Below are 12,489 nucleotides of genomic sequence, written 5' to 3' on the forward strand. Positions count from 1 at the left end.
AAATTACCTATTTTACTTTCTTTGATTAAAATTCTATACTTGGAACTCTTGTTGGGAAAGACTTAAAATAAGTATAAGCATTTGATTGGTTACACTCCATTAACTCAGTAAGAAATATCAAGAATGACATTTAGTGAAAATCTGTGGGATAAATTTTTAACTTACGATAATTTTCTGCTGGCTTGGCAAAGAACAGTAAATGTTACTAGCCGTATGATTATTGATGAGTTGGGTTTTAAAATATTTGCATTTAATCTTGAAGCTAATCTAAAAGATTTAATCAGGCAAGTACAAGCGGAAGATTTTCCATATACACCTTTAGCAGATCATAAAGTGTATGTTCCAAAACCATCAACAACATTGAGAACAATGTCGCTTATGGCTGTACCTGATGTTATTGTTTACCAGGCTCTTGTTAATGTTATTGCTGACGAAAGCCATCAATATCTGGTGACTTATCAGAATCAACATATTTTTGGTAATATTTATGCTGGTTCAGGTAAACGTTGGATGCTCCGTCCCTGGAAACAACAATATAATAATTTTGTTAATTCTGTTGAAAGATTGTATCGTAATGGTAATTTTTGGATTGCTTCAACAGATATTGTGTCTTTCTATGACACTATTGACCATGAGAGACTTATTCAGATTGTACGGAAATATTGTAGATGTAAAGAATTTAGTAAATTTGAAAACCTCTTGAGAGAATGTCTTTCAAAATGGTCTGCACATACAGCAAATGTAAAAATGAGTCGTGGAATTCCTCAAGGTAGTAATGCTTCTGATTTTTTAGCAAATTTATTTTTACATGAACTTGACAAGATAATGATTTGTAAAGGATATAACTATGTACGCTATGTAGACGATATACGCATTCTAGGACGCGATAAGCCAACTGTTCAGCAAGGACTAATTCTTTTTGATTTAGAACTTAAGCGTGCTGGATTAGTAGCTCAAGTCACAAAAACTAGCCTTCATGAAATTGAAGATATAACTAAAGAAATTACGCATTTACGCTTTATAATTACAGATCCCACAGGAGAAGGAGAATATACTCTAATTAAAGAGCCTACTATTCCTAAAAGTGAACAAGCTGAATTGGCAGCAGATTATGTTAATAAAACAGCTAACGGTAATATAGATCGAGAAACAACAAAATTGCATACTTGCACGGATTTATGTGAAGAGAACAACGATGATTTTGAAGAAGAAGAGGAGGTTGAAAGATACTCTTTACAGAGTAAGTTAAATAAAGATATAACAGAAAATATAAAATTACAAGAGCAATTACTGGAGGTCTTTTCAGAAGCTTATTCACTTTTAGATAACTCAGACAAAAGTAAAGAAGCAGAATCTAATATCACATTTTGCCTATACCGACTAGAACCTTATGAGTTAATACGTGAGAAATTAGTAGATTTACTTTACAAGTTGCCTTGGCGTTCTGAAGCTATATGTTATTGTTTAGGACGGTTTAAAAATGATTCAGTCATTGTAGAAGAATTACAAAATTTTATAAATAAACATAAGGTATATTCTTGGCATCGTGCTAATGCACTATGGTCTTTATATCAAATTAATGGAGCTGAAAAGACTGGGTTTATATGCCGAGAATGGCTAGCTGATACTCAGCTGGACTGGTATGCCAGAATGATAGCTGCACGAATATTAGGAAAACTGCCTGGTCAACATTCCTATTTTATGGAATGTTTGCAGCAAGAACAGCATAATAGTAAAGATGATCCAGAATCTTCATCACTGCTTAGACAAGAATTAGCTTATAGTGCTTTTCAGAGGATTAAATCTTATCATAAGCTTTTAGCATTGTTTCGCTTAATTTGTACCGATCAAAGTTCTGTAATGCACAGATTAGCTATTTATCTTCTACAAATGAATAAGTGTAGAGTTACTTGGGATGATTTAAAGCCTTACCATCAAGAAATGAGCAAGCTGTCAGATTTAGTTAGATCTGTTGGCTTATCACCAGACGCACCAAAAATATGCTTTATCTATCAGACGCTTTCAACTATGTATAACGTTTCATTATCATATAGTAATCTTTGTCTGTTTTATGGTGTACATTATGAAAGATCCGTCGAACAGTTACGAGAATCTGTCAGTAGTTATCATAAATCACCGAATGCTTATATCAGAACTTTTCATCAATTTGCACATCTAACTTTAATTGCTTTTTATGAATACACTTTCCCATCAGAATCAGGTTTACATGATGGTTATGCATCTCTAACAGACAGAAAAGTTTTCACCAATTCCCTTCCAAATAGCTACGAAACTTGGAAAGAACTTGGCTCTATGCGAAACCGTGTCGATCATCCAGTAGATAAAAAAACAAAATCACATTCAAAAAAGATTACTTTTGAAGAAACAAAATTTTTTTGTAAAAAACTTAATGTCGCTCTTCAAGAAATTTTTAATTTTTGGCTAAATACGTTATCTGTTCCTACAACTTCAGTTACTGTATCAAAACCATGATATAAAACAAGTGTATAACACGATTTAGATAAGACCAGAACCCTTAATAGAAACCAATATTGAGCTTAAACGATTGTATCAAGTGAATGGAGCAGCACTATTGATTCGTCTTCAAGCTATCGGAATTATTTCTGAAGCAACTTTAACTTACTCTTTTCAATCGATCGCAAGATATTGGAGAACCACTGAACCAGAAGAATTAGAAGTAGCTGAAGAAAGAGGTAAAAAAGAACAAGCTTGCCGATTTGAGCGGCTTTGTTATCGTGCGTTAGCAGAAGGTTTAATTTCTTTAAGTAAAGCTGCAGAACTTTTGCGAAAACCGATTCACCAAGTAGAGGCTGGATTAGAGGGACCAAGTTGTGTCTATTCGGATTATTGTTAGTGACTCATCATGTCTCATCGATCTACGCAAGGCGTCCTTATTGGATGCCCTTATACATTTACCTTATGAAATTGCAATGTTATTTCTACCTGTGCAGCAAATTCATCTGGAGCCATCGGATCGGCATTAAGCCAGTACTGACTCTGATGAGGTTTTAAATCTGCTTCGGGATGTGGGAAGAACTATTTAGATTTGGATTTGAATCCCTTATTGTATTCCACCATTGCATTATATAGGCATGAATAACCGAAAAAATACAAGCATAATTACTGAAAAAACTCTTAATTAAAGGTTGTATTAAATTTGTTATTCCGTGAGATATCCTGGGCAAACTATTTTTAGACAACAATTTACACATTCTAATAGGGTTCTTTTTTGAATTTATAGAGTATGAATTTATACAATTAAATATTAAGTTTGAGCCTTGCCCTGACAATCCTTAGTGCTTGACTGAGACTTGCACCATCAGTTCTCTCGTGGACTTGCGCCAATTATGGTGCTAGTAGCAACGAATTGTAACCGATAAAAACCATAATACTTCGGTACTAGCTCCAGGATTTAAGAATGTCACGTTTTAATTTAAATGTATAAAACCTGTCTAAATTTTAATGAAATTTACTATGATAAATCAGCTACTTCAAGGTCGTTACCAAATTATTCGGGAATTAGGCAAGGGAGCGTTTGGAAAAACCTACTTAGCCAAAGACACACAGTATCCTGAAAACCCTTACTGTGTAGTAAAACACCTGCAACCAGATGACCCTCGCAGTCTCGAAAAAGCGAAAGAACTTTTTGCCAAAGAAGCTCTCACCCTTGCTAAATTAGGTAAGCATGACCAAATACCAGAATTAAAAGCTCACTCAGGAACAGAATTTTATTTAGTTCAAGAATTTATAGATGGGCATTCTCTTAGAGATGAAATGCCACCTACAAGGTATTGGACGGAAACCGAAATAATTGCTTTATTGCAAGATATTTCGAGAGTTTTGGTGTTTATTCATGATGAAGGAGTGATTCATAGGGATATTAAGCCAGACAACATCATGCGACGAAACCGCGATCGCAAGTTGGTGTTAATTGATTTTGGGGCGATTAAAGAAAAAGTTCTTAACACTCCAGGTACAGGTGCTTCAACAGTTGTTGGTTCGCGAGTTTATACGTTAGGTTATGCACCTCCAGAACAAACTGCAGGAAAACCACAATTCAGTAGTGATATTTATGCTCTCGGCATGACAGCTATTGAAGCTTTAACTGGTGTATATCCCCATCTACTTCCGGAAGATGAGAATACTGGTGAAATTATTTGGCATAAAGATACAGGCGAGATTGTTGGACAAAACGAAGCAGGTAAGATTATCTGGCAAAATAAAGTATCCGTAAGTTCGGGATTAGCAACAATTGTCAGTAAAATGGTACGCTATCGCCGCCAAAAGCGTTACCAGTCTGCTGGTGAGGTACTGCAAGCACTTCAGCAATTGGTACAAACTTCCCAACCACAGACGGTAGAAGGTGCGGTAGTCAATCAATTAACTTTAGAGTGGCTCGAAGTTGGACAGGTAAAAAATACAATTATTCGCGACCAACAACAAAGTAAAAACCCTGGAACTGTAAGGATAGGGCGCGATCCTGTACAGTGCGATCTTGTTTTTTCTGATTTGACGGTATCAGGGTTACACGTAGAAATTTTCTTTAACCAGCAAGTGGGACAGTTCTATGTGCGAAATTTACGCCAGACAAATCCTCCGATTGTTGATGGAAAAGCTTTGCCTACAGGGGAAATAGCACTTTCTCAAGGTAGCAATTTGCAGTTAGGGCAAATTAATTTAAGAGTAACAGCAATTACTTTGGAACAAAGTGGCTCAGTTGCACCAACTGAGCTAGCCACAGCAACTGAACCTACAGAGGTAGCAAGCGCTTATCAAGCATCTACTTCGACTCCCGTTACACCCACTCCCACTGAGAATCCACCTGCTAACAATAATCAGTCCAATGGCTACGCAACCTCTAAAAGAAAACTAAATCAGCTTGACTGCTCTGTTTTAGCAATTGATTTAGGAACAACTAAGTCAATAGTTACAGGAATTTCAGGTGGAAAACCTATAGTTTTAGAGAATGCTGAAGGTTTTAGGACAACACCTTCAGTCGTTGCTTTTGGAAAAAATGGTAATTGCTTATTTGGAGAAACTGCTAAACGTCAAGCGGTGACTAATCCAGAAAATACTTTTTACTCAGTCTTACGCTTTATTGGACGCAGTTACGAAGAAGTCCGAAATGAAGTAACAAAAGTTACATATAATGTTCAAAAAGATAATAATGGCAACGTTAAGTTGTTTTGTCCAGCTCTTAATAAACAATTTGCTCCTGAAGAAATTTTAGCGCAACTCCTTTGCAAGCTAGTTGAGGATGCGAACAAAAAATTGGACGGGTCCTTCACACAAATTGCGATCGTTGTTCCTGCATACTTTAACGATTCCCAACGCCAAGCAGTAAGAGATGCTGGTAAATTAGCTGGTTTGGAAGTACTGCGGATTATTAATGAAACAACCGCTGCTGCTTTGGCATATGGGTTTGACAAAAAGAGTAACGAAACAATCCTGGTATTTGATCTTGGTGGTGGTAGTTTCAATGTGTCTGTTTTGGAAGTTGGTGATGGTGTGTTTGAGGTGTTAGCAACTTCTGGCGATACTCTACTAGGTGGCGACGACTTCGATTGGAAAATCGTTGATTACTTAGCTAACGAGTTTGAGGTAGATCAAAATATTGACCTTCGTAAAGACAGACAAGCACTACAACGCCTAATAGAAGCAGCCCAAAAAGCTAAGACTGAACTTTCAAGCGCCACTCAAACAGAAATTAACCTGCCGTGTATAGCTGTTACTCAAAATAGTCCTAAACATTTAGACAGGACGGTAACTCGTACTAGATTTGAGAAACTTTGCTCAGATTTAGTTGACCGCTGTCGTGTTGGCATTGAGAATGTACTGCGTGATGCCAAGTTAAACAAAAGTGATATTGATGAAGTTTTGTTAATTGGTGGTTCTACTCGCATCCCTGCTGTACAAGAAATGCTGAAGAATTTATTAGGTAAAGAACCAAAGCAAAACATCAATCGTGATGAAGTTGTTGCATTGGGTGCTGCTATTCAAGGAAGTGTATTGGGTGGTGCCATGACTGGTATTTTATTGCTGGATGTAACACCGTTATCCTTAGGTGTAGAAACCTTGGGTGGGAGCATGACCAATATTATCCCTCGTAATACTGCTGTACCTACTAAATTTGTAGATAACTTCAGTACTACTGAAGATGGTCAAAATAACGTAAAAATACATATTTTACAAGGAGACGCAGAACTTGCAAAGCACAACAAAAGCTTGGGTTTCTCTTGTTTAAATGGTATTCCTCCAGCCTCCAAAGGAGTACCGCAAATTGAAGTCATATTTGAAATCAATGTCTATGGTTTCCTTTCCGTTTCTGCATGGGACAAGAGAACTCAAACTTCAATAACAGTGAACTTTGACCCACAGTAGGCATTTTTCCTTCACTCTTTAATCTTTATCCTCAATTGGGCTGTCTCTCCCAATTCCCAATTCCTTTAGCTTGGTTTTCACATCCTTCCACTGAGTACCGCAATAGTAATATTGTTTATCTAATATATTTGCAATGTAGTAACCCTGCTTTTGACCATTAATGCGGAAAAGCTCGATTGCTAATTTTTTGATTGAAGTACCAAAAGCTGCAAATATCTCTTCATGGGAGAGTAAAGGTGCATTAAAAAAGTTTATGAATGATGTACCTTCCTGAACAGCCCAACCATTACCTCGACGCTCAATAACTCTGTAGTAAACCAGACGTACAATCGTAGTGCTAAAGTTTGACATATTTCATCAAAACAAGAGTTGATTGGTTACAATTCAGGAGATTTTTACTAAGACAAATCAATAGTGGCATTTCCTTTCCGCCTAGAATGACCTCCTGCGACATCCTCTACAGCCAAAGCTAATTTCTTACCCAATCCATAATAGAAGAGGGGCGAAGATAATTAAGATTGTTGATGAGGAAACATCTTAAAGCGAGGCTTGAGCAAATCTAGTGGTAGGGTTAGCGTTCTCGCCCGCCCAAATGTACTTCATCATCACTTATATTATGCCTTCCCGTTACATACACTCCCGCCTAAGTTCCCGCCAAATCCCCGACTTACTCCAAACTATCTTTACCGCCGAACTCCTTAACCCCAGTCAATGTATATGGCTTGTCTCCCCCTGGATATCCGATATACCCATTATCGATAACACTGCTAACACCTTCCTGTGCTTGGAACCTTCCTGGAGTCGCTCTCACATTCGCCTCTCCCAAATAATTACTACCTTAGCCGAACGCGGAACAACCCTACACATTGCTACCCGTCCCGATACCCACAACAAAACTTTCAAAGAAAAAGTCAAAGCTAGAATTAACCATCAAAAATTTCCCGTGAAATTTCACCTAACAGGAGAACTCCATGCAAAAGGTATCTTAGGAGAAAGTTATTATCTTGCGGGTTCTATGAACTTCACTTATAACGGTACGAATCTTAATGAAGAAGCATTAACTTACGAGACATCACGAGAAGTCATCGCCCAAGAACAGTTGGTTTTTACCCAACGTTGGGGAGGTGTGGAGCAATGAGAAGCCCGAGTCAAGCAAAAGTCCGCCACTTCCTGGAGCAATTTTTTGGTACGGGTAATAAATTTGACTTAAATAAAATAGAACTTGGTGAAGGAAAACAAGCAAAAATCCGTCCTTGGGTAGAGTTATTGACCAAGGGCGAACCCCAACCTACAGTTCTTCCCTGCTGGCGAGAATTAAGTGTAGATTGGTATGCGATCGCCCTGTCCGAACGCCAATTAAGGTGCTTAAGTGAAGAATTAATGGCGTTTGTCGGTCCCACATACTCGACATTTCGGGGACAACGAGCACAACTCGACCTGCAAGACCCCGTAGAAGCAGCAGTTTATGAATTTACCGGAGGGGCTACAGTCAAATTGTGCGGACAAGCAAAGGACGTTTGGGAAGCACTCGAACGGATGCGCCGGGTCAGTGAGAGACGAGTGCTCCGGGTTGCAAGCATTCCCCGTCCTACAGGTCGAGTCCTGCGTGACTTTTACATGGCGATCCAAGCAGGCGATCGCGCATCTGCGGAAAATTCTTTACAATACCTTTTAGACCAACACCGTCTGGATGCACTCAATCTTCTGTTTCTACGGGTGCAACTCTTAGCAGAATTAGAGCAATGGAAAGAGTTGCTTTCTCTACCAGAACTAAGCAATCTTTTACAAGTTCGCAGACCTTTTGCGGTTACCCAAGCATTACTAAAAGCAGTATACCGCAATGAATTGCAACATTTTGAGGACAATAACGCTCCCAAAAGTGCTGTAGCCTATTTCAAAGAAGTCGTTTTTCCCCGTTACAACAATCTTTTAACTATCCGTGCAGGTAGTAAAATCCCAGAAGTTTTAAAGTTATTTATGCTCCTAGCAGTAGGTGGAGAGCTATCAAAGCCTGGGCTCCGAGACGAACTGCTAGCAATTGACGACGTTGAAGAGACTCACCATCGCTATCTACAACAGTTAGCTGCACTCCTACCCGATGCTACACCACCTAGCACAGGCGATCCCTTACAACAAGCCGAACATCTCGCCAAAAACGGAGACTTCGACCAAGCGTTTTCCTTGCTTTGTGATGCTCCATCATCGAAAGAAAAAGTTCGCTTGCTCTTCCAATGCGCCTACGAATTGCAAACCTTAGCAGTGGAAAACGCTGCAATGCAAGCGTTTAACGAGTTGAAGGTTGAGGAACAAACTGTCTTGCTCAAGGTTCGTTGGAACCAAGATTTTCTTAGCCAACTACAAGGAAGCCAGGAAGGAACAGCTGACCTTACAGCCTTGTCTGTCCCGACGAATTGGCTGGAGTGGTTATCGCAGATCGATCGAGATCCAAGCTGGGAGCGAGCGCTACAAACGGCACGTCAGGGAGCAGAAGAATGGAATGTCAGCAGTTTACTTGTACAACCTCAAGCAGTTGCAAGGTTTAACGAATTATTGCTGGTAGTAGGCTCAAAAGCTGAGTTGATTTTGCATAATGCCCTTCCTTACTTGTTGAAATTTTTTCAAGAAGACGAGCAATTTCCCCGGCGCGAGTTTCTCACCCTTTATCAGTCGCTCGTGGAACTACTCGTATTGAGCACGGAGGGTGGGAATGCGGATTTGGTTTTGTTTAATGAGTTGGCGATCGCTCTTTTAACAGTAGGAGTTAATACATCACAATATGCTGAAATAGTCAATAATGCTATGGAACTTTGGAAGAGATTCGCCTCACCCATATACTTTGACTGGATACTTGATTTAATGGATGTACTGGTATCATATCCCTCCCCAGTTCCAGAAAAACGCGAACAACTCCTATTTGCTGCAGCTGAAACTCTATATCGCTTTTCAGAACGTATTAATGAAGGGCAATGGGCAATTTTTCGCACTTTAGTTAAAGATTTAAATCTGAAAGAATTTCTTTCAGATTTGCTTGGCAAAAAAGCAAGTTTGGGAGAGCCAAATTTTGAAGTTGAGGCAAATATCTTCCAAAAACTTAAGGGTAAATCTGTCCTTATATATACTCTAACAGAAACTGTAGCTATCAGAGTTAAAAATATTTTAGAAGCTACTTGTCAACAAGTGACAGTTCATCTCAGCCATCATAAAGGAGGTGATGAGCGACTTCTTCAGTGGGTAAGAAATTCGGATCTTGTTGTGATGGTGACAGCTAGCGCCAAACACGCTGCCACCAATTTTATTGAAGCCAATCGCCCATCACATCTTCAACCAATTCTTTTAGTAAATACTAAAGGAAGTGCAAGTATGTTGCGGGAGATTGGGGAATATTTAGCACGAGAATAACGTTCAACTCAATCAACAAACTTTTGTCTTGCCTGATTTGTTGCTTGTAATTGTTGTTCTAAAAAATCCCAATTTTCGTGCTCGATCGCATGAATCAATTCGTCTAAATTTTGACGGTATTGTGAGAGCGATCGCAATAATTGCTGCCGATTAAATTTTGCCATCATCAACCCCAACTCTGGATTGCCTCCACCAACTCGACTTGTATCTTTAAAGCCAGAACTGGCCAAATTTTGAGCTAATTGTAAAACTTTTGCATCTGGTTCACTCATACAAGCTGCAATTAATGAGGAACTCACCATTACGGGTAAGTGAGAAATCCAACTGACTGCTCGATCGTGTTCTTCCGGAGAACAAGAATAGAGATTCGCCCCAAGTTCCTGCACTAATTTTTCCACAACCGAGATAGCATCTGGGGGTGTTGTCTCTAATGGTGTCAGAACATAAGGCTTATCTAAGAACAAATTCCGTAAAGCGGCTTCGATACCACTTTCAGCCGTACCCGCCATGGGATGTCCGCCAACAAAGTTTTCCCACCGAGGTGCGATCGCTTCTACTATCGGTGTTTTTACTGAACCAACGTCAGTCACAATTGCATTTGAAGGCAAATGAGCAATTAGCTGCTCAAATGTGGGAATAATAAGCCCTAGAGGTGTACAAATAAAGACTACCTCTGCTGCTGAAAGCAGGCTTATCTCTACGGAAGCCTCATCCACACCGCCAAGGGTTTTTGCCCTCTGACAGGTGGATTCCCGGCGACTTACACCCAAGACATAATGTCCCTGCGATCGTAAATCCAAACCCAAAGACCCACCAATTAATCCAAGCCCCAGAATACCAATATTCATCTCAGTAACTGTGTACCCAATAAATGAAACTGCGTTAACTGTTATTTATCATTTGTCCTTTGTTCACAGTTCTTTACCAGTGACCAATGACTAATGACTAACGACCAATCCCCATTGCCCCTTATCCCCAGAGGGAACCCCTAACCCAATCTCCAATAATCAAATTTTTGCATACTACCAACTCTTGAAGTTGGCAATTCAGGAGTAAATTCAATGAACGTAGAGGAATTGTTAGATAAATATGCATCAGGGACAAGAGATTTTTCTGGAATTGACCTTTGTGAAGCCAATTTAAGTGGAGCAAAACTGAGTGGTGTTAATTTCACCAAAGCTGACTTAAGTGTGATCAACCTGAGTGGTGCGAACTTAAGCGAAGCTAACTTGAGTTATGCAAAGTTGAATGTTGCAAGACTCAGAGGAGCTATACTCAAAAACGCTAACTTAAAAGGCGCTAGTCTCAACGTTGCTAATTTGATTCGATCTGATTTAAGCAATGCCCAACTCAAGGGGGCTTCTATGATTCGCACCGAATTAATTCGTGCCAATCTCAGCCATGCTAACCTCATGAAGGCAAACCTCAAAGGTGCGGATTTGCGAGAAGCTGCACTCAGACATACTGTTCTGCGAGAGGCAAATTTAAGTGAGACAACTTTTAAGGATGGTTTCCTGACAGGAGCCAATTTAGAACTTGCCAATTTAAAAGGAGCTGACTTAACTCGTGCGGATCTTAGTGGTGCCAATTTCCGCAATACCGAACTCAAACAAGCAATTCTTACCCAAGCCAATCTAAGTGGGGCTAATTTAAGTGGAGCAAATCTCAGGTGGGCTGATTTAAGTAGGGCAAATCTCAGGTGGGCTGATTTAAGTGGGGCAAAACTAAGTGGAGCCAATTTAATTGGTGCAGATCTGAGTTATGCCAATTTAACCAATGCTAGTCTAATTCATACGGATTTAACCCATGCAAAATTAATCAAGGTAGAGTGGGTTGGTGCAGACCTTACAGGAGCAGTTTTAACTGGAACAAAATTATACGCCACTTCAAGATTTGGATTAAAAACTGAAGGAATTATTTGTGAATGGGTAGACCTCAGTCCAACAGGCGATCAAACAGTTATACATAATTTTACCTCTTTTGATTCCCGCGACTTTTTTAACGAAACTCCGCCAACCATCCGAATTATTGTAGATAAAACTATAGACCATGAAGCAAATTTTGCCATTGCTGGTGCTTATTACCAAATCGCCCAGCAATACCCAGAACTCAAACAACCTCCAAGTATAGAAGTAGGGTGTCGTCGCACTATTTTCACCTTCCGTATGGATAATGACGAGTGTTTATTACCCACAGCTTATATAGCTATTCTCCCCTTTAAAGATACATCAAATGCCCACAAAAATATCTATACTCTGATAGAGATGATTTCAGGTGAAGATACCTCTCAACTAGGTTTGAAATTTCCAAGCATTGAAAAAGTTAGTATGCTCTTAGAACAAGCAATAGAAAATGCTGCTATTATAAAGAAAATGAAAAAAATTTTAGAAATTACTGCAAAATTTAAGTTTTTTCAAGCCCCCACTCAGATAGTTTTGACGAATTCTAGTGCTCAAAATCTACTTTTATATGATAATCCATACTTTGGGAAAAGATTTCTTAATAGCTCTGATGAGGGTCATTACATAGCTTATGATAATTCTACTGAGGTCTCACAAATGATTACACCCTCATTAAGTATGATTGTTGATTTTTTTAAAGGATTTCATTATATAAGTCAATAGTTAAGGGTTAGTGGTTAGTAGTTATTGGTCTTCTAACCACTAACCACTAACCATTAACCACTAT

General features: G+C 39.1%; 8 protein-coding genes and 1 pseudogene. 7 read left to right on the forward strand and 2 right to left on the reverse strand.

Features of this window, described 5'->3' with window-relative positions; genetic code table 11:
• Positions 1-123: 123 nt before the first annotated feature.
• The 4 genes and pseudogenes from HC643_RS37070 (at position 124) to dnaK (ending at position 6,402) form a co-directional block, all read left to right on the forward strand.
• Positions 124-2,493: an RNA-directed DNA polymerase gene (locus HC643_RS37070; RefSeq protein WP_038073137.1), complete on the forward strand. Its 2,370-nt coding sequence runs from the start codon at positions 124-126 to the stop codon at positions 2,491-2,493.
• A 73-nt stretch (positions 2,494-2,566) separates the two neighbouring features.
• On the forward strand, positions 2,567-2,875 hold the full coding sequence (locus HC643_RS37075) for a hypothetical protein (RefSeq protein ID WP_038073135.1): 309 nt from the start codon (positions 2,567-2,569) through the stop codon (positions 2,873-2,875).
• Positions 2,876-3,495: 620 nt separating this feature from the next.
• Positions 3,496-4,677: pseudogene (locus tag HC643_RS41860) on the forward strand (protein kinase domain-containing protein); the annotation flags it as partial.
• Positions 4,678-4,920: 243 nt separating this feature from the next.
• On the forward strand, positions 4,921-6,402 hold the full coding sequence (gene dnaK, locus HC643_RS41865; protein ID WP_272900281.1) for a molecular chaperone DnaK: 1,482 nt from the start codon (positions 4,921-4,923) through the stop codon (positions 6,400-6,402).
• Positions 6,403-6,420: 18 nt separating this feature from the next.
• On the opposite strand, the gene HC643_RS37085 is transcribed toward dnaK, so the two are convergent.
• Positions 6,421-6,753 carry a hypothetical protein gene (locus HC643_RS37085; RefSeq protein ID WP_038073133.1) on the reverse strand — a complete coding sequence of 111 codons (333 nt, stop codon included), beginning with the start codon at positions 6,751-6,753 and terminating at the stop codon, positions 6,421-6,423.
• 265 nt (positions 6,754-7,018) lie between these two features.
• Between HC643_RS37085 and dpdK the strand changes: the two genes are divergently transcribed.
• Together dpdK and dpdD are read left to right on the forward strand one after the other, a co-directional pair.
• Entirely contained in the window at positions 7,019-7,540 is a 522-nt protein-coding gene (gene dpdK / locus HC643_RS37090; protein WP_162002299.1) for a phospholipase D-like domain-containing protein DpdK, read from the forward strand.
• The gene (gene dpdD, locus HC643_RS37095) at positions 7,537-9,801 is read left to right on the forward strand and encodes a protein DpdD (RefSeq protein ID WP_038073129.1); all 2,265 of its coding nucleotides are present in this window, start codon (positions 7,537-7,539) and stop codon (positions 9,799-9,801) included. Before dpdK ends, dpdD begins: the two co-directional genes overlap by 4 nt.
• A gap of 8 nt (positions 9,802-9,809) precedes the next feature.
• Here dpdD and HC643_RS37100 read toward each other — a convergent pair whose 3' ends face one another.
• A complete protein-coding gene (locus tag HC643_RS37100) occupies positions 9,810-10,649 on the reverse strand; it encodes a prephenate/arogenate dehydrogenase (RefSeq protein ID WP_038073127.1) in 840 nt (279 codons plus the stop codon).
• A 213-nt stretch (positions 10,650-10,862) separates the two neighbouring features.
• Between HC643_RS37100 and HC643_RS37105 the strand changes: the two genes are divergently transcribed.
• Positions 10,863-12,425 (forward strand): pentapeptide repeat-containing protein, encoded by a 1,563-nt coding sequence (locus tag HC643_RS37105; protein ID WP_038073123.1) that lies wholly within the window; start codon positions 10,863-10,865, stop codon positions 12,423-12,425.
• Positions 12,426-12,489: the final 64 nt, after the last annotated feature.

Source organism: Tolypothrix bouteillei VB521301 (assembly GCF_000760695.4).
GTDB classification, from domain to species: domain Bacteria; phylum Cyanobacteriota; class Cyanobacteriia; order Cyanobacteriales; family Nostocaceae; genus Scytonema; species Scytonema bouteillei_A.